The organism is Thermostichus sp. OS-CIW-30, assembly GCF_054060215.1.
This window is the reverse complement of sequence record NZ_JBSSCZ010000012.1, coordinates 28,292-49,945: the sequence shown is the minus strand read 5'-3', so window position 1 is coordinate 49,945 and position 21,654 is coordinate 28,292. Positions and strand designations below refer to the sequence as shown.

The following is a 21,654-nucleotide window of genomic DNA, read 5'->3' as shown; positions in this document are numbered from 1 at the left end:
AACCCAAACAGCCTTACTCAGCTCCAGCTTGGGTGGCTTGGGCGTCCGCTTCCAGCCTCAGAGCTTGACCAAATGAATCTCGAATGACCACGATTACCAAAACCCTTTCTCCCGCAGCAACGTTGGTGTTGTAGGCGGCTAGATCCGCCGGGAAGGTGAAGCCGTTGGTAAGCGTGATCCCGTTGATTCGGTCGTCGTAGCTATTGCCTCTGCCTATCAGCGTATTTCTAAACTGCTCGATTGCCGTCGGCAAAAAGATGCTGGTAATATCCGTGCCGCGACTGATGTTAAAAAACTGAACCTCTACGCTCCTGATCACTCCTGGAGCAAGTAAGCCTCTCAGAGTGATGGTTACGAAAGCGGATTCCACTGATGAAAGATTGAACTCCCCATCTGGCAACAGACTAGGCGGATCCGGTAGGTCGAGCTGGATGGGCGGTGGGGTGATGGGGGCAATCGTGGGGGCAACGGCCACAGGAGGAGGCGTGGCACCGCTAGAAGCCAGTAGAGGCGGCACCCCGCTGGTGGTCTCGCTACTGCAGCCGGTAATCAGCGCAACCGAAGCACAGGTTGCCCAAAGAGAGAGGCCGCCACGGCCAAGGGCTGAGCCAAAACGTCGTCTCATCGAAAAATCTCCACTCACTCACACCACAGCAAACGTCTTAGGCAGCGTCCAGCGGGGATCCACGGAGCTTGCTCAAGTCTTATGCATCTGCACAATTTCAAGGGGGATGCCTGCTGTTAGTTCTACTGCATCCTAGAGCGTTGTCAAGCGAGCGGCAGAGCAAATGCAAGAAATTGTTCTGGAAATGGCCCATCCCCTAGATATGGGGTATCATAGCCTCGAGCAGGGGCGGCCAGCTTACCTGTAGCGTTAGGGGTTGGGTGCCTTCTCCCCATTTTGTGTGTGGATTTGCCCAGATTTAAGGTGTGTGAGGAAGTGCCATATGAACTTCAAAGGTCGCTCGTTGGCGGTTTTGTGTGGAGTCTTGCTGCTAGGCGGCTGCGGAGAAGTTAATGAGTCTCCGACCTTGCCTGGGCCCGTCCAGGTGGATCCGGCTGCCTTTGTCTCGGCCCAAGAGTATCGCTTTACCCCCGGCTCGGTGCTGGAGACCACCAGCCTGCGGCTGGACTATGTCAATCCGAGGTTTGACAACGGGATCCCTGTGCGCACCAACCCCCTCCAAGGCAGCGGTGAAGCTCGCATCGCCAATGTTGAAGCCCGCATCTTGCCTGTGAACGAGATCCCAGCCACTGAGCTGACGATTGACTCAACTCTTCGCTCCAGCACCCTGGCCATCCAAATTGGGCGAACCACACCGCTGGTGAATATCACTGCCTTTGGACCCAACGACGGCAGGCTATCTACGCAATTCAATATCGCCGGGCTGGTTGCAATTTCGACCCTCCCCAACGACCAGCGCATTCGGGTGAACACCACCTTCAGGGCTATCCGAGATGACCGCACTGTTTTAACGCTCACCGTGCGCCGCATTTTGGTGAGTAGAAATGGTAATCAAGTCGTCCTGGAGGGAGATTCTTCCCTGATTGTCCCCACTGTGGGTGTATTGTTTGAAAACGGTGGCCCTGGCCCCGGTGGTGAGATTTTGGCGCCTGGCTCCTTTGTCAACCCTCCTCCACCCCAAGGTCCTGTAGTCGCTATTCTCCAAACAGGCAGTTTCTCCGCGAGCTTTGTGGTGCGGCAGCGGGGGGTTGCGGGCGATGGCACTCCTGAGGATGCCTTGGCTCTCTTTGCCCGCCTGAACTTCCGGCCCAACCAGGCGGAGATTGTCTATCGCCCTGCCCAGGTGGGTACGCAGTCGGTACTGTTCGCTCCGGATCCGACTCGACCGAACATCTTGCCCAATCAGTTGGTTCGCATCCGCCGCCTGTTGAACGGTCGTGTTCAAGCGGAGTTTGATCCGGCCAACGTCAGCACAGTCCTCAACTTTGTGCAGGTCAGCCCGCCGCCAAATGCTCCTACAGCCTTTGATTACTTTTTCTCATTACGAACTGAAAGGGAAGAAGGCGGGGGTACTCCAGTTGTTTTGCAGGGCATCGTGCCTGCAACGGGGGATTTCCTCTTCCGCACCTTGGCCGGAGCACAGTTATCAGGGCCGTTTAACCGGCTTGATATTGGTGGGGGAACACAAAGAGGAAATCTGAACCTTGTCTTCGATTCAACGACCTCTGCTGAGCGCATTTCCGGCCAGTGGTTTTTGGAACAGCAATTCCCTACTAACACTCTTACTCCAGACCCAACTGGAACTATCTTAATCATCCGTGGGTTCTTTGAGGGAACTGAGGTACGCCTGTAGCCCAGGCAAACCGTCTGATCCCAGAGCAGGGATCCGCTCTGGCTTGGCCTTTTCGTCGGTCAGAGCTTGGGTAGATCGCTGAGCACCACCTGTGCGCAGTTGTGGCCAGGGATCCCGGTCACTCCGCCTCCTGGGTGCGCCCCTGAGCCGCAGAGGTAAAGGCCGGGGATGGGGGATCGATAGTCGGCTAGGCCGGAGATGGGCCGCAGGTTGTAGCTTTGATCCGGCGTCATTTCCCCGTGAAAAATGCTGCCCCCCACAAGGCCGAAGCGGGCCTCCAGATCCACGGGCGACAACATCTGCCGTGCGATCACGGCGTTTTTAATGTTGGGGGCAAATTGGGCAATTTTGTCGATTACCCGATCGGCAAATTCCTCCCGTAGGCCATCGTTCCAGTCCCGCCCTTTGGGTTGGTAGGGCACAAACTGGCAGAAGCAGGAGAGAATGTGCTTGCCTGGGGGAGCCATCGTCGGGTCGGTGGGGGATTGGCTGTAGATCTCGATAAACGGATCCCGGGAAGGGATCCCGTATTTGCAATCATCCCAAGCCCGCTCCAGATAGGCCACCGAGGGAGCAATGTCTACCGTGGCGGAACTGACCACTTCTGGGGGCACTTCAGCAGGGGCCGCTGTGTAGCGAGGCAATTCTTCCAGGGCCAAGTTGAGCTTGTACACCGGGCCTGAGGTGCGGTAGTGCCGTTCTAGTCGGTCGCGCAAGTCTGGGGGCAAAGAGGAGCAGAGCCGCAAAAAGGTGATTTGGGGATGGGCATTGGAGAGAACCGCCCGCGCCCGCACGGTTTCCCCCGATTCGAGGATAACCCCAGCGGCCTGCCCACTCTCCATCAAGATCTCCGCCACTGGAGCAGACGTGCGGATCTCCACCCCTAAGTCCAGAGCTGCCTTGGCCATCGCTTGGGTAATGGATCCCATCCCACCGCGCACATAGCCCCAGACCCCACGCGAGCCAATGGCCCGACCTACCGCATGGACCAGCCAGATGTAGGGCGTACCCGGAGTCATCGGCCCGGCAGAGGTGCCGATCAAAGATTGAGGAGCCATCGCCGCCTTGACTTGCTCCGACTCGAAGAATTCATCCAGGAGATCAGTGGTCGAGAGGAGCATGATGCGGCGGAAATCGTCTTCATAGCCAGCAGCTGCAAAGCGATCCGCCAGTTGGCCCAGTGAAATCGGCGGCTGCATTAAGGTTGGCTCCACCACCTCGTTCACCCGATCCCAAAACTCCTCCCAGCGGTCGTAGGCTTCCGCATCTTTGCGAGAAAACTTGGCAATTTCCGCCTTGCTCTTGGCACGGTTATCGGCATACAGAAAGAGGTGCTGCCCATCCGGGAAAGGCATGAAGTAGGAAGGTTGCTTGGCGTAGACCTCAAAGCCATAGTCCGGCAGGCGCAAATCGCGAATGATCTCCGGTCGCAGCAAACTACAGGAATAGGAAGCCACCGACACGCGAAAGCCCGGGTGAATTTCTTCTGTAATGGCAGCACCACCAACGGTGTGATAGCGCTCCAGCACCAGCACTTTTTGCCCCGCTTTGGCCAAATAGCAAGCGCTCACCAGCCCGTTGTGCCCGGCCCCAATCACCACCGCGTCGTAGCTCATCGACAATCCTTCTGCAAACGCTTCTCCACCCACAATACTGATACATTTACGCTGAACACTGCTGAGCATTACTGCTCAACGGTGAAGCGATAGCATTCTGCCCGTTTCCGTTGTCGCTACGCGACGCTAACGCGACCGCGTCAGCGGGACGGAGTCCGAACAGAAAGGCGGTATCCCGCAAAGCTCTGAGCATAACACCCAGAGCGCCTTGCCAATCTCGTGGTAGCCTATGGTTGCACTTTGGGCATCTAAACACCTTTGCGCCACCCAACTTGGTGTGGATGTGCCCGCACTTAGTACAGGTTTTACTGGTGTACGCCTCCGATACTTCCACGACGACCACGTTTTTCTTTTTGGCTTGGAACTTCAGGAACTGCTTGAACCGATAGTGCGCCCAGGTGAGCATCGCCCCCGCCGTCTTGCTACCAAACTTCCTCCCCGCCTTGGCAACCATCTTGGCTGACTCGAAAGTGGGGAGGAATATCAATCGGTAGTTATCCGTTAGGAACGCCGCTACCTTGCGATGGCACTCGTCCACCAAGTTCCTGATTCTCTCCCGCAGACGAAATGCCGCTTGCCGCATTCGCCTACGCTTGGGTCTCGGTGCTTTACTCAGCCTAGACTGCAGATCGTCTAGGTGGTAGCACAGCCGAACGATTCTGCCAAAGTCTCCCTTGGCGATATCTACAAAGCCCGCCCCATCAAACCCTGTAAGGAAGCTTCTTACTCCAGGATCAAGTGCGATCACCCCCCTTGCTAACGAACACTGCTCGTTCACGGGCTCGGGGAAGATGGCATACCATCTATCTTTCACCCGCATTAGCTTAGTCCCATAGGCACACTTTTGCGGCACCGCTTCTGACGCCGTAAACGACAAACCCTTCGTGAGCTTCGGATACCACCTGCCCTGACTGAAATTACTGTTGTTGAACTGCAAGGTGTGGGTCTTATCCCTCACACTGCGAAACCGAGCTTCCTTGCTTTGGCGAAACGCTTGCCATGCCTCCATGACGGCGTTCTGCTTAATGTGGCAGGGGGCGTCCTTCACCCACTGCGGCAAGTCCGATTGCAGGATAATATTCCGCAGCTTTTCTGGGGTTTTAGTAGTGCCATGCTGACGCTGATAGGCAATCGCTTGGTTGTAGCAGTACCGGCACGCCGCTTGCCACCGCTTCCAAACTTTAGCCAGCGCTGGCTCCGGATAAATCCGTATCTTTCTCGATTGCAGCCCGATATTTTCTGAGTCCGTAGAGCCGATTGCTGAAGCAGTGCAGGATGGCGAGGATATCCTCAACCAGTTCCTGTTGGGGAGAAAAGTGATCGTCATCGAGAACCAAGATTTCGCACCCGTATTGGCGGCAGTACCACTCAACGAACTCAAATCCAAACCGGCAGAGTCGATCCCGGTGAGCGACCACAATTGTTCCGACATCTCCCGCACGAACTCGTTCCAATAAGGCAAGGAACTTTGGTCTTTTGAAGTTGAGACCGCCGCCAACCTCTCCGACCACTTCGGCTCCAGGATAGAGGTTAACCAGTCTTGCAATCTGTCGCTCCAAGTCTGACTTCTGCCCTCGACTGCTGACTCGGGCATACAAAACGACTCGCTTGGCCTTTCTGGGCGCTTTGATGTAGCTGTCGAGGTCATACCTTCTCGCTCTACCAGACGGCGTACGTACTGCATTGATCCAACCTTTCTGTTCCCATCGCCTCAAAGTGTGGAGACACACCCCAAAATAATCCGCCGCCTCTCTCGGTTTCACATACCTAGCCATACCAAGCAGCCATACTGAACATACTGTACATTATTTTCAGTATAGTCCAGCGTATCATTGAATAGAGTCATGCTCCTGCCAGCCAAGATTCGATCTGCCGGCAAGGGATCCCTGCCTTAACCGATGGAAAAAACCTGATCCAGACTCAACTCTCCAGCCCGGATCCCTGGGATCCCAACTTTCTCCTCGGGGGTGTAAGCCTCTCTTTTCTGGTAAACTCCCGACCCTGTTGGCAAGCTGTACGTCTCTAGGCAGTTCTCTTGCAAGTTCAAGATCCAGTAGTTGGGGATCCCGGCTTTGGCGTAGAGTCCGAGTTTGACTTCCCGATCATAGGTAAGGGAAGAATCAGCCACTTCGATGATGAGATAGATGTCTTCGGGCTGAGGATGCCGAGAGCGGTACTCATCCTGCTGAAAGCGCACAATGGCAAAGTCGGGCTCTGGCTCGTGATTGGGGGGCAGTTGCACCGGATCCTGGGTGCGCACAATAGCTTGCTCCTGCACAAGGCCCACCAACAGTCGGTACAGGCGGCTACAGTAGGCGGCGTGCCTCTCCCCTTTCGTCATCTTTTGAACCAGGAGCCCGTCAATCAGCTCCAACTGATTGGGCTCTTCAATCTGTCCAGACTCAATCAGCCGATGAAACTCCTCAAAGGTATATCGCCTGATATAGGGATCCAATCGGGCGGCTAGAGTCATCGACCAAACTCATCAGACCCTAAACTTCATATCACCACTCTACCAACTCACAAAAAAGGGATCCCTGGACCAGCCGAGGGATCCCTATTCAGCAGGTTATGGGCTTGCTACCCCGACTGAGAGGCTGTCGAGGCGATAACAAAGGCCGCATAGGTCAACACGTAACCCACCGTGAAGTGAGCCAGACCCACCAGACGACCTTGGACAATCGACATGGCCACCGGCTTGTCTTTCCAGCGGATCAGCTTGGCCAAGGGAGTGCGCTCATGCGCCCACACCAAGGTCTCGATCAGCTCTTGCCAGTAGCCGCGCCAGGAGATCAAGAACATGAACCCCGTCGCCCAGACCAAGTGGCCAAACAGGAACATCCAGGCCCAAACCGCCAGGTTATTCATCCCGTAGGGGTTGTAGCCGTTGATCAACTGAGCAGAGTTGGCCCAGAGGTAATCCCGCAGCCAGCCCATCAGGTAAGTGGAGTTCTCGTTGAACTGGGCAGTGTTGCCGCTCCAAACCCCAAGCTGCTTCCAGTGCCAGTAGAAGGTAACCCAGCCGATGGTGTTCAGCATCCAGAACATGGCCAGGTAGAAGGCATCCCAGGCGGAGATGTCGCAGGTGCCGCCTCGACCCGGGCCGTCGCAGGGGAAGCTGTAGCCAAAGTCCTTCTTGTCCGGCATCAGCTTAGAGCCGCGGGCATCCAACGCCCCCTTGACCAAGATCAAGGTGGTGGTGTGCAAGCCCAGCGCAATGGCGTGGTGCACCAGGAAGTCACCCGGGCCAATGGGCAGGAACAGGGATCCATTGGGATCGTTGATGGCCTGCAGCCAGCCCGGCAGCCACACGTTGCCGTAGTTGGGCCAAGCGGTAGAAGCAAGGCTGTCGGGGTTGGACAACAACACATCCATGCCGTAGATCATCTTGCCGTGAGAGGCCTGGATGAACTGGGCGAACACCGGCTCGATCAAGATCTGCTTCTCGGGCGTGCCAAAGGCCTGCATGACGTCGTTGTGGACGTACAGCCCCAGCGTGTGGAAGCCCAAGAACAGCGATACCCAACTGAGGTGGGAGATGATCGCTTCTTTGTGATCCAGCACCCGCGCCAGCACGTTGTTCTTGTTGGCCTCAGGATCGTAGTCCCGCACCAGGAAGATGGCCCCGTGGGCAAACGCCCCCACCATCAAGAAGCCAGCAATGTACTGGTGATGGGTGTAGAGAGCCGCCTCCGTGGTGTGATCCATGGACATGAACACGTAGGGGTTAAGGGCGTACATGTGCTGCGCCACCAGCGAGGTCACCACCCCCAGACAGGCCAAGGCCAGAGCCAACTGGAAGTGCAGGGAGTTGTTGACCGTGTCGTAGAGACCTTTGTGGCCTTCTCCCAGCAGGCCTCCGAAGGGAGTGCCCTTGGGGGGGTTGTGGGCGCCAAGGATCTCCCGGATGCTATGGCCAATGCCCCAGTTGGTGCGGTACATGTGGCCGGCCACGATGAAGATCACCGCGATGGCCAGGTGGTGGTGGGCCATGTCCGTCAGCCACAGAGACTGGGTGTTGGGGTTAAAGCCACCCAAGAAAGTGAGGATGGCCGTGCCCGCCCCTTCTGCCGTGCCCCAGACATGGTTGGCCGTGTCCGGGTTTTGGGCGTAGACCCCCCAGTTGAGGGTAAAGAAGGGCTTCAGACCTGCCGGGTGGGGCAGAGTGGTAAGGAAGTTGTCCCAGCCTACGTGCTGCCCGCGGGACTCGGGGATGGCGACGTGTACCAGGTGACCAGTCCAAGCCAGGGAACTGACCCCAAACAAGCCGGCCAGGTGGTGGTTGAGACGGGCTTCAGCGTTCTTGAACCAGCTCAGGCTAGGCCGGAAGCGGGGCTGCAGGTGCAGCCAGCCGGCAAACAGAAACACCGCCGCCAACAACAACAGGCCAATGGCACCGGCGTAGAGATCGCCGTTGGTGCGCAGGCCAATGGTGTTGAACCAGTAGTACAGGCCAGAGTAGGCCGCGTTGACGGGGCCGCCGCCCCCCGGTTGGGTAAAGGCTTCCACCGCTGCCTTGCCAAAGTGGGGATCCCAGATGGCGTGGGCGATGGGGGTGACACCCGTGGGGTTGGCTACCCATTGCTCATAGTTGCCTTGCCAAGCAATGTGGAAGACGTTGCCGGAGGCCCACAGGAAGATGATTGCCAGATGGCCAAAGTGGGTGGCGAACAGCTTTTGGTAAAGCCGCTCCTCCGTCATGCCATCGTGGGTCTCGAAGTCGTGGGCGGTGGCAATGCCATACCACAGCCGACGCGTGGTGGGATCGCTGGCCAGGTCTTGGCTGAATTGGGGAAAACGAGTTGCAGTTGTCATGATTCTCTCTTCCTCCTTGCCTTAGCCGAGTGCGCCGAACCGTGCCAGGAAGAACGCCCAGGTGGTGACGATCCCTCCCAACAGGTAGTGGGCCACACCGACCGCCCGACCCTGAATGATGCTCAGAGCGCGGGGTTGAATGGCCGGAGCGACTTTTAGCTTGTTGTGGGCCCAAACGATGGACTCAATCAGCTCCTGCCAGTAGCCGCGACCGCTGAACAGGAACATCAGGCTGAAGGCCCAGACAAAGTGAGCGCCCAAGAAGAGCAGCCCATAAGCCGACAGAGCCGAGCCGTAGGAGTTGATCACCTGCACCGATTGCGCCCACAGGAAGTCCCGCAACCAGCCGTTGATGTTAATGGCGCTGGCCGCAAAGTTGCCGCCGGTGATGTGCTCAATCGTGCCATCGGCGTTGACGGTGCCCCAGATGTCGCTCTGCATCTTCCAACTGAAGTGGAAGATCACGATGGAGATGCAGTTGTACATCCAGAACAGCCCCAGGAACACGTGATCCCAGCCGGAGACCTGGCAGGTGCCGCCGCGGCCCGGGCCATCGCAGGGGAAGCGGAAGCCCAATTTGCCTTTGTCCGGGATCAACCGGGAAGAGCGGGCAAACAACACCCCCTTGAGCAGGATCAGCACCGTAATGTGGATGGTCATGGCGTGGATGTGGTGCACCATGAAGTCCGCCGTGCCCAGCACCATGGGCATCATGGACACCTTGCCACCCACAGCCACCACGTCGCCACCAAAGATGGGGCTAACCGAGGCGCCCACATAGGGAGCGGTGCTGGCAATGGCCGAAGTGTGCAGCGACTGGATCCACTGGGCAAAGATGGGCTGCAGTTGGATGCCGGTGTCCGAGAACATGTCCTGCGGACGACCCAGGGCCTGCATGGTGTCGTTGTGGACGTAGAAGCCAAAGGCGTGGAAGCCCAAGAACAGACACACCCAGTTGAGGTGGCTGATGATGGCGTCGCGGTGGCGCAATACCCGATCCAACACGTTGTTGCGGTTCACCGCCGGGTCGTAGTCCCGCACCATGTAAATGGCCCCGTGGGCAGCACCCCCCACCACGAAGAAGCCGCCTATCCACATGTGGTGGGTAAACAGGGAGATCTGGGTGGCGTAGTCGATGCCCATGTAGGGGTAGGGGTTCATGGCGTACATGTGCTGCGCCACGATGATGCTCAGGGATCCCACCATGGCCAGGTTGATGGCCAGCTGGGCATGCCAAGAGGTGGTGAGCACTTCGTAGAGGCCCTTGTGGCCTTCGCCGGTGAAGGGGCCCTTGTGGGCTTCCAGGATCTCTTTAATGGAGTGGCCAATGCCCCAGTTGGTGCGGTACATGTGCCCGGCCACGATGAAGAGCACGGCAATGGCCAAGTGGTGGTGGGCTTGGTCGGTCAGCCAGAGGGCACCGTTCTGCGGATCCAGGCCACCCTTGAAGGTGAGAAACTCCGCGTACTTGCCCCAATCCAAGGTAAAGAAGGGCACCACCCCGCTGAAGATGCCCCAATCCACGCTGGGGAACATCTCCTTCATCAAGGCGGGCTTGAGGATGAACTCGTGGGGCAAAGGCACCTGGTCAGCCGGCACGCCCGCATCCAACATCTTGTTGATGGGAATGGCCACGTGGATTTGGTGACCGGCCCAGGCCAAAGAACCCAGCCCCAGCAGGCCCGCCAGGTGGTGGTTGAGCATCGATTCCACATTTTGGAACCACTCCAGCTTGGGAGCCCGCTTGTGGTAGTGGAACCAGCCGGCAAACAGGCACAACCCGGCCATCACCAAGCCACCGATGGCGGTGCAGAGGAGTTGAAACTCATTGGTGATGCCGGCAGCTCGCCAGAGGTGAAACAGACCGGAAGTAATGCGGATCCCTTCGAAGCCGCCGCCCACATCCCCATTCAGGATCTCTTGGCCGAAGATGGGCCAGACCACTTGGGCGCTGGGCTTGATGTTGATCGGATCCGCCAGCCAAGCGGAATAGTTGGAGAACTGAGCTCCGTGGTAGTACATGCCGCTCAGCCAGACGAAAACCACTGCCAAGTGGCCGAAGTGAGCGGAAAAGATCTTACGAGAGACGTCTTCTAAGTCGCTGGTGTGACTGTCGAAGTCATGAGCAAGAGCATGGAGGTTCCAGATCCAGGTCGTGGTCTTGGGGCCACGGGATAGGCTGCGATCGAAGTGGCCCGGCTTAGCCCATTTCTCAAATGAGGTGGGAACCGGATCCACATCAACCGACACCTTGACCTTCGGCTCTCGCTCCTTTGGCGTAGTTGTCATCAAGAACTCCTCTCTTGCGACAAGGAACGAAGCATCCCTACCCCTTGGCAGAAGATTCCCCCAGGGCAGGACTTACCTGGCATTATAGGTCAGGGTTTGTGAGCCCTCAGTTGCTTCACAATAATTAAACGAGGGATCCCTTGTCCCATCGAGGTCGGAGTCGATTGGCAATTGTTTTTTCGATCATAGATGTAAATATATGTAACGAATTTTCAGTCGACCCAATGGGTTCTAATGAAGGGTTGAAACCAGACAACAAGCAGCAAGGGATCCCCTGGGTGGGGATGTGTGGTAAAACCCTGGCAGCCCTTTTGCAGATACCACCCTATGACCCTAGAGATTCCCCGTCGCCAATACGTCAGCAACTACGGCCCCACCGTAGGGGATCGGGTGCGCCTGGCGGATACCGAACTGATCATCGAGGTGGAGGAGGATTTCACCACCTACGGCGAGGAGATTAAGTTTGGGGGCGGCAAAACCATCCGCGATGGCATGGGGCAATCGCCGACGGCCACCCGCGCCAACGGGGCCTTGGATCTGGTGATCACCAACGCCCTGATCCTGGACTGGTGGGGCATTGTCAAGGCGGATGTGGGCATTCGCGATGGCTACATTGTCGGCATTGGCAAAGCCGGCAACCCCAACATCCAAGCGGGGGTGACGCCGGGCATGGTGGTTGGCCCCAGCACTGAGGTGATTGCCGGGGAAAACCTGATCCTGACAGCGGGCGGGATCGATGCCCATGTGCATTTCATCTGTCCGCAGCTGTGCGAGTTTGCCATCGCCTCGGGAGTGACCACCCTTTTGGGGGGCGGAACTGGGCCGGCCACAGGCAGCAACGCCACCACCTGCACCCCTGGAGCTTGGAACTTGGGCAAGATGTTGCAGGCGGCGGAGGGGTTCCCCGTCAATTTGGGCTTTTTTGGCAAGGGAAACGCGGCTTTTCCCGCAGCTTTGCGGGAACAGGTGGAAGCGGGGGCCTGCGGCCTCAAGATCCACGAAGATTGGGGATCCACGCCGGCGGTGATCGACAGCTGTTTGCAGGTCGCGGATGAGTACGACATCCAAACCCTCATCCACACCGATACCTTAAATGAGTCCGCTTTCGTGGAGGACACTATCGCTGCCATCAATGGCCGCACCATTCACACCTTCCACACCGAAGGGGCCGGGGGTGGGCATGCCCCCGATATCATTCGCATTGCCTCTGAGCCCAACGTGCTGCCCAGCTCCACCAATCCCACCCGCCCCTTTACCCGCAACACCATCGAAGAGCATCTGGACATGCTGATGGTGTGTCACCACCTGAGCAAGAATGTGCCGGAGGATATTGCTTTTGCCGAAAGCCGCATTCGTCCCCAAACCATCGCCGCCGAAGACATCTTGCATGACATGGGGGTGTTCAGCATCATCTCTTCCGACTCGCAGGCCATGGGCCGGGTGGGGGAGGTGATCATCCGCACTTGGCAGACGGCTCACAAGATGAAGGTGCAGCGGGGGCCTTTGCCACAAGACAGCAGCCGCAACGACAACTTCCGGGCCAAGCGTTACGTAGCCAAGTACACCATCTGCCCTGCCATCGCCCAAGGACTCAGCCACGTCATCGGGTCGGTGGAGGTGGGAAAGCTGGCGGATCTGTGTCTATGGAAGCCGGCCTTTTTTGGGGTTAAGCCGGAAATCGTCCTGAAGGGGGGCCTGATTGCCTACGCCCAGATGGGGGATCCCAATGCTTCCATTCCGACCCCGCAGCCGGTGTACCCTCGCCCCATGTTCGGCAGCTTTGGCCGCGCCTTGACCGAGACCAGCCTCCTCTTTGTCTCCCAGGCTGCCCTAGACCTGGGGATCCCGGAAAAACTGGGGATCCAGCGCCGGGCCGTAGCGGTGAAAAATTGCCGCGAGATCGGCAAAGCGGATTTGAAACTCAATACCGCCACTCCCCACATTGAGGTGAACCCGGAGACCTATGAAGTGCGGGCCGATGGAGAATTGCTCACCTGCGAGCCGGCAGAGGTGCTGCCCATGGCGCAGCGGTATTTTCTGTTCTAATTTGGGTGTTCTAATTTGGGAGAGTTTGAGAGCTCTATTGAGCGTTTGATCGGTAACCCAAGCATGGGCCACCTTGTTCTCCGCCACCTCAGCAAGCGCTTCCACAAGGGAGGGATCCCTGTCCTCAGGGATTTGTCTTTGAGTGTGGAGGCAGGGGAGATCTTCGCCCTGCTGGGGCCGTCGGGCTGCGGCAAGTCCACCACCCTCAATCTCATCGCCGGCCTGCTGGAGCCGGATCCCTTGCCCTATCCGGGGGAAATCTGGCTGGACGGGATCCCCCTCAACCCTCTGCCGCCGGAACGGCGCGGCGTGACTTTGCTGTCCCAACACAGCCGCCTGTTTCCCCACCTGAGCGTGGGGGAGAATGTCGCTTTTGGCCTGAAAATGCGGGGCATTCCCCGGACAGAGCGGGAGGCTGCCGCCTTGCGCATGCTGGAGCGGGTACAATTGGCCGGGTTTGCTCAGCGTCGGCCCAGTCAGCTTTCTGGCGGACAAGCGCAGCGGGTGGCCCTGGCGCGGGCTTTGGTGATTCGGCCCAAGGTGCTGCTGTTGGATGAACCTTTATCGGCCCTGGATGCCAACCTGCGCCAAGAGATGCAGGCTCTCATCCTGGAGCTGCAGGCGGAAACAGGGGTGACGACGGTGCTGGTTACCCACGATCAAGCAGAAGCCACAGCCATGGCCCAACGCATCGGCCTGATGTTTGAGGGGCAGCTACACCAGGTGGGATCCCCTGTGGAGTTCTATCAGCAGCCGCGCTCCGAGCGCATTGCCCGCTTTTTTGGCGGGGTCAATTTTTTCGATGCGCAGGCGGAGGGTCACCAACTTCGCCTCAACAACGGGATCCGCTTGAAAAGCGCCGTGCCACTTCAAGGTCAGGTGCGGCTGACGGTGCGTCCGGAACAGGTGCAGGTGCTTCCCCAGCCGCCCGGCTTGGCCGACAATGTTTTCTTGGCCCAGGTGATGGCGGAACGCTTTGCGGGCACCCAGCGACGGCTGACCTTACAAACCCCTTGGGGCAGTCTGCAGGCTTGGGTGGCTCCCCATCAGGTGTTTGCGCCGGGGCAGGCAGTGTGGATCCATTTGCCGCCAGAGGCTCTGTGGCCTGTGGGGGTTGGCGGGGATCCCTCACCCCCGGCCCTTTTCCCAAAGGAAGAGGGGAGAGTATGACTCTAGTCAATGATATGCTGGACTATACTGGAAATAACGTATAGTATGTTCAGCATGGCTGCTTAGTATGGCTAGGTATGTGAAACCGAGAGAAGCGGCGGACTATTTCGGGGTATGTCTCCACACTTTGAGGCGATGGGAACAGAAAGGTTGGATCAAGGCAATACGCACACCATCCGGTAGGGCGAGAAGGTATGACCTCGACAGCTACATCAGAACGCCAAAGAAAGTCAAACGAGTCGTTTTGTACGCCCGAGTCAGCAGTCGGGGGCAGAAGTCAGATTTGGAGAGACAGATTGCAAGACTGGTTAACCTCTATCCTGGAGCCGAAGTGGTCGGAGAGATTGGCGGCGGTCTCGACTTCAAAAGACCGAAGTTCCTTGCCTTATTGGAACGAGTTCGTGCGGGAGATGTCGGAACAATTGTGGTCGCTCACCGGGATCGACTCTGCCGGTTTGGATTTGAGTTCGTTGAGTGGTACTGCCGTCAATACGGGTGCGAAGTCTTGGTTCTCGATGACGATCACCTTTCTCCCCAACAGGAACTGGTTGAGGATATCCTCACCATCCTGCACTGCTTCAGCAGTCGGCTCTACGGACTCAGGAAATATCGGGCTGCAATCGAGAAAGATAAGGATTTATCCGGAACCAGCGCTGGCTAAGGCTTGGAAGCATTGGCAAGCGGCATGCCGGTACTGCTACAACCAAGCGATTGCCTATCAGCGTCAGCATGGCACTACTAAAACCCCAGAAAAGCTGCGGAATATTATCCTGCAATCGGACTTGCCGCAGTGGGTGAAGGACGCCCCCTGCCACATTAAGCAGAACGCCGTCATGGAGGCATGGCAAGCGTTTCGCCAAAGCAAGGAAGCTCGGTTTCGCAGTGTGAGGGATAAGACCCACACCTTGCAGTTCAACAACAGTAATTTCAGTCAGGGCAGGTGGTATCCGAAGCTCACGAAGGGTTTGTCGTTTACGGCGTCAGAAGCGGTGCCGCAAAAGTGTGCCTATGGGACTAAGCTAACGCGGGTGAAAGACAGATGGTATGCCATCTTCCCTGAGCCCGTGAACGAGCAGTGTTCGTTAGCAAAGGGGGTGGTTGCGCTTGACCCTGGGGTAAGAAGTTTCTTTACAGGGTTTGATGGGGCAGGTTTTGTAGATATCGCTAAGGGGGACTTTGGTAGAATCACTCGGCTGTGCTACCACCTAGACGATCTGCAATCTAGGCTGAGTAAAGCGCCGAGACCCAAGCGTAGGCGAATGCGGCAAGCGGCGTTTCGTCTGCGGGAGAGAATCAGGAACTTGGTGGACGAGTGCCATCGCAAGGTAGCGGCGTTCCTAACGAATAACTACCGATTGATATTCCTCCCTACTTTCGAGTCAGCCAAGATGGCTGCCAAGGCGGGGAGGAAGTTTGGTAGCAAGACAGCAAGGGCGATGCTCACCTGGGCGCACTATCGGTTCAAGCAGTTCCTGAAATTTCAAGCCCAAAAGAAAAACGTGGTTGTTGTGGAAGTATCGGAAGCGTACACCAGCAAAACCTGTACCAAGTGCGGGCACATCCACACGAGGTTAGGTGGCGCAAAGGTGTTTAGATGCCCAAAGTGCGACCACAGGCTACCACGAGATTGGCAAGGCGCTCTGGGTGTTATGCTCAGAGCTTTGCGGGATACCGCCTTTCTGTTCGGACTCCGTCCCGCTAACGCGAACGGAAACGGACAGAATGCTATCGCTTCACCGTTGAGCAGTAATGCTCAGCAGTGTTCAGCGTAAATGTATCAGTTTAAGTTGAATCTGGAACCTGAAAGTTTGATGGGGATGGTGGCAAGGCTATGCAACCCAAAAGCGTTTTCTGGAAGCGGCGGCAGGTGTTGGCTGGTCTGGGATCCCTGGGGGCTTGGGCGTTGAGTCAAGGCTCTCCGTTTGCCCAGAACACCTCCCAGAACATGGTGGATCTGGGATCCTTGAGCTGGGCGGATATTCTGGAGCGGGCGCGGGGCAGCTCTGTCAACTGGGCCATGTGGAGCGGCAGCGAGGCCATCAACGGCTTCGTGGATGGCTGGGTGAAAAGCCAGTTGCAGGAGCGTTATGGCATTCGCTTGAACCGGATCCCGCTCACGGATACCGTTGAAGCAGTCAACAAGGTGATTGGGGAGGTACAGGCCGGGCTGCTCAGCGGCGGCAGCATCGATCTCATCTGGATCAATGGCAACAACTTCCGCACCCTCAAGCAGGGGAATTTGCTCTTCGGCCCTTTTGCTGAGAAATTGCCCAGCTTGCCCTTCTACGATCCCGCCGATATTGCAACGGATTTTGGCCTGCCCACCGAGGGCTATTCTGCGCCCTACACCGGCAACTACTTTTTGATGGCCTATGATGCCGAACGGGTACCCAATCCCCCCCAGAGCTACGCCGAACTGTTGGCTTGGGCAGAGGCCAATCCAGGGCGATTTACCTACGTGGCCCCGCCGGATTTTCATGGCAGCCGCTTTTTGTTGAGCGCCTTCTACGGCGTGACCGGGGGCTATGCTCAGTACAGCGGGCCGGACTTCGATGCCGATCTCTGGGCGCGACAATCCCCTGCCCTGGTGGAATACCTGAGAAAGCTGGATCCCTTCCTGTGGAGACAGGGCCAAACCTACCCGCCCACCTTTGCCCGCCTGGCGGAGCTTTTTGCCAACGGCGAAGTGTGGCTCATCCCCACCTTTATCGATCAGGTGATCTTACGCAAGGGCAACGGCCAATTTCCCCCCAGCACCACCCCCTATGGGATCCCGGGCACCAGCTTGATCGATCCCTCGTTTACAGCCATTCCCATTAATGCGGCCAATCCTTGGGGGGCGATGGTCTTGGCGGAGGTTTTGGCCAGCCCGGAGGGGCAATTGGAAAAGTTCAAGCCGGAGGTTTGGGGGGATCTGCCGCTCATTGATGTCAGCCGGTTGTCTGCCGACTACCAAACAGCTTTTGCCCAGCTGGAGGCTGCTGCCGGGATCCCCATTCAAGAGGCCATTGCTGGGGCAGTGCCCATCGTGAACTCCGAATACACGGTGCAACTGGAGGCCCTCTGGCAGCAACAAGTCTTGCCGGGATAGGGGTCAGCTAGAAATCGCAGGAGCCCCGCACTGTACCCGTAGGGTCAGTGTCGGGAGGAATGCGGAAGTTATGATAGAACCATGACCCAAGTCCTGACCGTATCCTGCAAGCTCAAGGTGTCCCAGTCGCAAGCCGCCAAATTGGACGCGACAATGGATGCCTTTGTGCAGGCGTTGAACTGGGTCAACCAAAACACACCAGAAAAAGTAGTCAACGCAGTCAAACTCCAATCCCTTTGCTATTACCAGATTCGCGCTCGGTTTGGCTTGTCCAGTAATCTGGCCCAGCAGGTCTGCAGACGGGTGGCAGGCGCTCGCAAAGTGGCGAGACAGCGCAACCGTCCGGTTAAAGAGTTCAAGCGTAGGTTCGTTACCTACGATGCCCGTATCTTCTCGTTTCGCGAGAAAGACTGGACAGTGTCGCTTGCCACGGTTGATGGAAGAGAACGCTTTGAGCTAGCCATTGGCAACTACCAGAGGGGAATGCTGGCTGGCTCTGACCCCAAAAAGACCTCCGGTCCGCTGACGCGAACGGCCACCCTAGTCCAGCGGAAGGACGGCTCCTACTCCATCCAGATTTGTGTCGAGGCAGAGCCCCCCAAGCAACAGAACACCGACAAGGTGATTGGTGTTGACCTGGGGCGGCGAGACATTGCACATACCTCCGAAGGAGACAACTGGAATGGACAGCAGCTGAACAAAGTCCGAGATCACTACTGTCGGTTAAGAGCGTCTCTTCAGCGCAAGGCCAGTAAGGGCACCCGCAGTTGCAGGCGGCGATGCCGTCAACTGCTGCAACGGCTGTCTGGCAAAGAGAGACGCTTTCAAGCTTGGGTGAACCACAGTATCGCTAAGCGCATCGTTAAAGCAGCTCAATCTCTTTCTGCCTGCATTGCCATTGAGGACTTGAGCGGCATCCGGGGGCGTACCAACCGGCAGCCCCGCAGTCGTGAGGAGCGGCGGCGTAGCAATAGCTGGGCGTTCTACCAGCTGCGGCGGTTTATCGAATACAAGGCTGTGAGGGCGGGTGTCAAGGTGGTAGCTGTCCCTGCGGCCTATACCTCGCAGATCTGCCACAAGTGCCTGCATATTCATCCCGACTCCGCTCAATCCTATCGCAAGGGTAAGCAGTTCAAATGCGGGCATTGCGGTTGGGAAGGGGATGCGGATTTTAACGGTGCGAAGGTGATTGCGCTCTTGGGGGCTGCTGTAAACCAGCCTAGAGGTTCGTGGTTGGCTTGCCAACTGCAGGGCTGCCGAAAGCCCGCCCTGTACTGCGAAGCAGTCAGGGTCGGGTAGTTTACGTATGCCCCTCACCCCCAGCCTCTTTCCAAAAGGGGAGGTCTTCTGACATTGGGGGTGGGCCGGGCAATGGCGGAGCAGGATCCTCACCTTGGGGCAACCAAACTTGGAAATGCGTCCATCCATCCGAGCTGTTGACGGAGATATTCCCCCCCATATGCTCCACCAGTTGCTTCACCAAAGCCAGCCCCAGGCCGGTGCCGCCGTGCTTCCAGCGATCCGATTGCGGGATCCGGTAAAACTTTTCAAAGATGCGGGGCAGCTCTGGCTCTGGGATCTCGCTGCTGTTGCTGCAGACGAAGAGGATCCCCTCTCCTTCTGAGACAACCCGCAGGTGGATGGATCCCTCGGGGGCCGTGTACTTGATGGCGTTGTGCAGCAGCTCGCGCAGAATGCGCCCCAAGCAGGTGGGGTCGGCCCAAAGCGAGGGGATCCCTGCCTCCAGGTGCAGTTGCAGGTGTTGATGTTTGGCTTGGGCCAAAGGCTGAGCCCCGGCCAGCAAATCTTGTAAATACCGCGGCAGAAAAATATTCTCTGGTTGCAGCAGATACGTCCCGGCTCCCAGCCGTCGCATATCCAGCAGGTCGTTAATGAGCTCGATTTGCCGGTTGCACTCTTTCAGGGCAATGGTGAAGTAGTGCCGCTGTTTCTCGGGGTTATCGCGGGTCATTTGCAGCATTTGCAAGGCCATGCGCACATTGGTCATGGGGGTGCGCAGCTCGTGCGAGACGGTGCTGAGGAAATCATCCTTCAGCAGATTCAGCCGCTCCAATTCCTTCACCTGCGCTTGGGCTGCTTGGTACAAACGGGCTTGGCGGATGGCCAGGGCACATAGGTTGGCCACCTGATAGGCCAGTTGAATCTCGTCTTCGGAAAACTCTTGCTCCGGCAGCCGCTCCAACAGCAAAGCTCCCAGCCGCTTCTCTTTGTCCCAAAGGGTGCAGGCCAGCAGCCGCACCCAGCGTCCTTCCTTCCGACAACAGCAGTGGATTTTCCATTTCTGCTGTGAGGAAGAATGGGACTGCAGCAGGCGCAAGAACTCCGGGTCACTGGCGTAGTCTGGCCCATGCAAGGGATCCGCCCCGCCATCTTGAGCCACGTCAGAAGAGAGAGAGGGGGAGTAGCAGTAGCCAGGGATCCAGGTTGATCCATCGTCTGAGAGCAAGAGGATATGGCAGCCGCTTAGGTTGAGTGCCTCGGCCAGGCTTTTGACCACTTCTTCCAGAATTTCCCCCTCATTCAGGCTGGCCACCATCTGGCCGCTGAGGGCGCGCAGCATCGCCTCAAAGCGAAAAGCCTGCTGCAGCTTGGCCGTGCGCAGCTCCACCTGGGCTTCCAGCTCGCGGTTGAGGGCCTGCAACTGCTGTTCTGCCCGTTTTTGCTCGGTGATCTCCCGCCCCACCGAGAGGATCTCCACCAACTGGCCCTGGCTGTCGAAAATGCCCCGATCCACCCAGCTCACCCAGCGGGACTGGCCGTCTTTGCCGGGGTACTCCCGCTCGCTGCTATAAAAAGGACTCTCAGGCGTGAGAGCGGCAAAAGCCTGCAGCACCACCTCCCGCTCTTCTTCCAGCAGCAGATCCCACAAAGCTCGGCCCACCACTTCTTCTACCCGATGATCGAAGAAACGCAATAAAGCAGAGTTGACGTAGGTGATGTGCCCATTGGGCCGAAAGCGGCAAATGAGCTCTGTCTGCTGCTCCACCACGGCGCGGTATTCTTGCTGCTGCTGCCACAGACGATCCAGCAGGGCCTGCTGAGCTGCTGCCGCCTGCTGCCAGGCTTTGGTTAGCGTCTGCACCTCCTGGATGGGGCCGGGATCCAAAGGGGGCCAGGGCTGGAAGCCGCTTTGGATAAATTGCTCGGCGATTTGGGTGAGGCGGCGCAGGGGACGGGAGAGAGCTTCGCCGAGGAGGATCCCTGTCCCCAGCATGCTCAGCAATAGCCCACCCCCCAGCAGCGCAGCCTGTTGGGCGCTCCGATGGACTTCGGCCAGAAGGGTTGCCTCTGGGATCCCGTACACGAAATAAAAACCTAGCCTCCCTTCACTCTGAACGGACTCCACCTCCACCCAGTAAGGGATCCCGCCAACCACGAGGCGCAGCGGATTTTGAGAAGAGGCCGTCTCCCAGGAGCCCACCTGCTCTTGCACAGCCACCAGCAGCGGATGGGGAGCAGGCCCCGCCGTACTGGCCACCACCTGTCCTTCCTCGTCCAGCAGAAAACTCACCTCTGCAGGAGAACGGCCTTCCATCTGTTCCAGAAAGGCTTGAAGCTGCCGGACGGAGAGGGAAGCCACTAAGCTGCCGTAAACCCGCCCCCCCGAGTCGGTCAGGGATAGGGACGTCATGATCAGCCGCTCTGGATCCTGGGCAGGAAGCTCCGCAAAAAATCGGGTTACCACCCAAGTGTCGCGGATCCCTTCCGACTGCAGGAGCTGGGGAAACCAGAACAACTGCCTCAGATCCACAAAGCCCAACCGGCGAGTGAACCCTGTGGGATCCCCTGTCTCTGGATCCCGTTGGCGGCTCCGGACGGATCCTGGCAGCAGGCTGGGGGTGTGGTAAGTCCAAATCGACCCATCGGCGTGACGGCGGGCGATCACAAACCCCCCTTGGGCGGAAATAAAGCCGACATAGCTGAGCTCAGGAAATGGCTGCAACTGGCGGGCAAAGTGAGCTTCCAGCACCTCTAGATCGGCTGGGCTGGGGGTTGTCAAATCGGGCAGCAGCCCCCCCCTCACTGCCCCTTGATTGAGGGCATTGATCTGAAGGGGAATTTGCAAATATCTGGCAAGATGCTCTTCGGTGCGGTCGGTAACTTCCCGCCTCAGTTGCTCCGTCAAGCGCAGCGCCAGGTGTCGCCCGCCCTGCCAGGAGAGATAGGCCACTCCCCCCACTCCCCCTGCTACTGAGAGCACTAGGGGCAGCAGCAACGCCACCCGCAAAGGAATGGAGCGGAAAGGCCAACGGGATCGCACTTCAGAAGAACCAGAGAAAAACAGCAT

15 protein-coding genes are annotated in these 21,654 nt (G+C 57.9%); 7 read left to right on the top strand and 8 right to left on the bottom strand.

What is annotated here, in order from left to right; all coding sequences use genetic code 11:
• Positions 1-13 precede the first annotated feature (13 nt).
• Positions 14-625, bottom strand: coding sequence for a hypothetical protein (locus tag ACVWZF_RS06725; RefSeq protein ID WP_011431687.1), 612 nt, complete (start codon positions 623-625; stop codon positions 14-16).
• Between the two features lie 322 nt (positions 626-947).
• Between ACVWZF_RS06725 and ACVWZF_RS06720 the strand changes: the two genes are divergently transcribed.
• Positions 948-2,318 (top strand): hypothetical protein, encoded by a 1,371-nt coding sequence (locus ACVWZF_RS06720; protein WP_238376827.1) that lies wholly within the window; start codon positions 948-950, stop codon positions 2,316-2,318.
• Between the two features lie 59 nt (positions 2,319-2,377).
• Here the strand turns inward: ACVWZF_RS06720 and ACVWZF_RS06715 are convergent, their stop codons facing one another.
• The 6 genes from ACVWZF_RS06715 to psaA form a co-directional block, all read right to left on the bottom strand.
• Positions 2,378-3,934 carry a phytoene desaturase family protein gene (locus ACVWZF_RS06715; RefSeq protein WP_099812798.1) on the bottom strand — a complete coding sequence of 519 codons (1,557 nt, stop codon included), beginning with the start codon at positions 3,932-3,934 and terminating at the stop codon, positions 2,378-2,380.
• A gap of 46 nt (positions 3,935-3,980) precedes the next feature.
• Positions 3,981-5,228, bottom strand: coding sequence for an RNA-guided endonuclease InsQ/TnpB family protein (locus tag ACVWZF_RS06710; RefSeq protein WP_457411162.1), 1,248 nt, complete (start codon positions 5,226-5,228; stop codon positions 3,981-3,983).
• On the bottom strand, positions 5,116-5,709 hold the full coding sequence (locus ACVWZF_RS06705; protein ID WP_011431691.1) for an IS607 family transposase: 594 nt from the start codon (positions 5,707-5,709) through the stop codon (positions 5,116-5,118). The genes ACVWZF_RS06710 and ACVWZF_RS06705 overlap by 113 nt, the downstream gene beginning before the upstream one ends.
• A 116-nt stretch (positions 5,710-5,825) precedes the next feature.
• Positions 5,826-6,407: a Uma2 family endonuclease gene (locus ACVWZF_RS06700; protein ID WP_011431692.1), complete on the bottom strand. Its 582-nt coding sequence runs from the start codon at positions 6,405-6,407 to the stop codon at positions 5,826-5,828.
• A gap of 107 nt (positions 6,408-6,514) precedes the next feature.
• Positions 6,515-8,749, bottom strand: a complete 2,235-nt coding sequence (gene psaB / locus ACVWZF_RS06695) for a photosystem I core protein PsaB (protein ID WP_011431693.1) — start codon at positions 8,747-8,749, stop codon at positions 6,515-6,517.
• Between the two features lie 21 nt (positions 8,750-8,770).
• Entirely contained in the window at positions 8,771-11,038 is a 2,268-nt protein-coding gene (gene psaA, locus ACVWZF_RS06690) for a photosystem I core protein PsaA (protein WP_011431694.1), read from the bottom strand.
• Between the two features lie 327 nt (positions 11,039-11,365).
• Between psaA and ureC the strand changes: the two genes are divergently transcribed.
• The 6 genes from ureC (at position 11,366) to ACVWZF_RS06660 (ending at position 18,644) form a co-directional block, all read left to right on the top strand.
• Positions 11,366-13,084 (top strand): urease subunit alpha, encoded by a 1,719-nt coding sequence (gene ureC, locus ACVWZF_RS06685; RefSeq protein ID WP_011431695.1) that lies wholly within the window; start codon positions 11,366-11,368, stop codon positions 13,082-13,084.
• 63 nt (positions 13,085-13,147) lie between these two features.
• Positions 13,148-14,254 (top strand): ABC transporter ATP-binding protein, encoded by a 1,107-nt coding sequence (locus ACVWZF_RS06680; protein ID WP_457411141.1) that lies wholly within the window; start codon positions 13,148-13,150, stop codon positions 14,252-14,254.
• Positions 14,255-14,321: 67 nt separating this feature from the next.
• Entirely contained in the window at positions 14,322-14,915 is a 594-nt protein-coding gene (locus ACVWZF_RS06675; RefSeq protein ID WP_457411139.1) for an IS607 family transposase, read from the top strand.
• Positions 14,803-16,026, top strand: a complete 1,224-nt coding sequence (locus tag ACVWZF_RS06670; RefSeq protein ID WP_457411160.1) for an RNA-guided endonuclease InsQ/TnpB family protein — start codon at positions 14,803-14,805, stop codon at positions 16,024-16,026. Before ACVWZF_RS06675 ends, ACVWZF_RS06670 begins: the two co-directional genes overlap by 113 nt.
• Before the next feature lie 59 nt (positions 16,027-16,085).
• On the top strand, positions 16,086-17,345 hold the full coding sequence (locus ACVWZF_RS06665; protein ID WP_457411137.1) for an ABC transporter substrate-binding protein: 1,260 nt from the start codon (positions 16,086-16,088) through the stop codon (positions 17,343-17,345).
• A gap of 81 nt (positions 17,346-17,426) precedes the next feature.
• Positions 17,427-18,644: an RNA-guided endonuclease InsQ/TnpB family protein gene (locus tag ACVWZF_RS06660; RefSeq protein ID WP_457411136.1), complete on the top strand. Its 1,218-nt coding sequence runs from the start codon at positions 17,427-17,429 to the stop codon at positions 18,642-18,644.
• A gap of 1 nt (position 18,645) precedes the next feature.
• Here ACVWZF_RS06660 and ACVWZF_RS06655 read toward each other — a convergent pair whose 3' ends face one another.
• A complete protein-coding gene (locus ACVWZF_RS06655; protein ID WP_457411134.1) occupies positions 18,646-21,654 on the bottom strand; it encodes an ATP-binding protein in 3,009 nt (1,002 codons plus the stop codon).

Bases quoted from the DNA above. Each gene is read 5' to 3' on its own strand.
- ACVWZF_RS06715 (WP_099812798.1), bottom strand. From the start codon at position 3,934: ATGAGCTACGACGCGGTGGTGATTGGGGCCGGGCACAACGGGCTGGTG.
- ACVWZF_RS06665 (WP_457411137.1), top strand. From the start codon at position 16,086: ATGCAACCCAAAAGCGTTTTCTGGAAGCGGCGGCAGGTGTTGGCTGGT.
- ACVWZF_RS06675 (WP_457411139.1), top strand. From the start codon at position 14,322: ATGGCTAGGTATGTGAAACCGAGAGAAGCGGCGGACTATTTCGGGGTA.
- ureC (WP_011431695.1), top strand. From the start codon at position 11,366: ATGACCCTAGAGATTCCCCGTCGCCAATACGTCAGCAACTACGGCCCC.
- psaB (WP_011431693.1), bottom strand. From the start codon at position 8,749: ATGACAACTGCAACTCGTTTTCCCCAATTCAGCCAAGACCTGGCCAGC.
- ACVWZF_RS06720 (WP_238376827.1), top strand. From the start codon at position 948: ATGAACTTCAAAGGTCGCTCGTTGGCGGTTTTGTGTGGAGTCTTGCTG.
- ACVWZF_RS06700 (WP_011431692.1), bottom strand. From the start codon at position 6,407: ATGACTCTAGCCGCCCGATTGGATCCCTATATCAGGCGATATACCTTT.
- ACVWZF_RS06705 (WP_011431691.1), bottom strand. From the start codon at position 5,709: ATGGCTAGGTATGTGAAACCGAGAGAGGCGGCGGATTATTTTGGGGTG.
- psaA (WP_011431694.1), bottom strand. From the start codon at position 11,038: ATGACAACTACGCCAAAGGAGCGAGAGCCGAAGGTCAAGGTGTCGGTT.
- ACVWZF_RS06680 (WP_457411141.1), top strand. From the start codon at position 13,148: ATGGGCCACCTTGTTCTCCGCCACCTCAGCAAGCGCTTCCACAAGGGA.
- ACVWZF_RS06655 (WP_457411134.1), bottom strand. From the start codon at position 21,654: ATGCTGTTTTTCTCTGGTTCTTCTGAAGTGCGATCCCGTTGGCCTTTC.
- ACVWZF_RS06725 (WP_011431687.1), bottom strand. From the start codon at position 625: ATGAGACGACGTTTTGGCTCAGCCCTTGGCCGTGGCGGCCTCTCTCTT.
- ACVWZF_RS06660 (WP_457411136.1), top strand. From the start codon at position 17,427: ATGACCCAAGTCCTGACCGTATCCTGCAAGCTCAAGGTGTCCCAGTCG.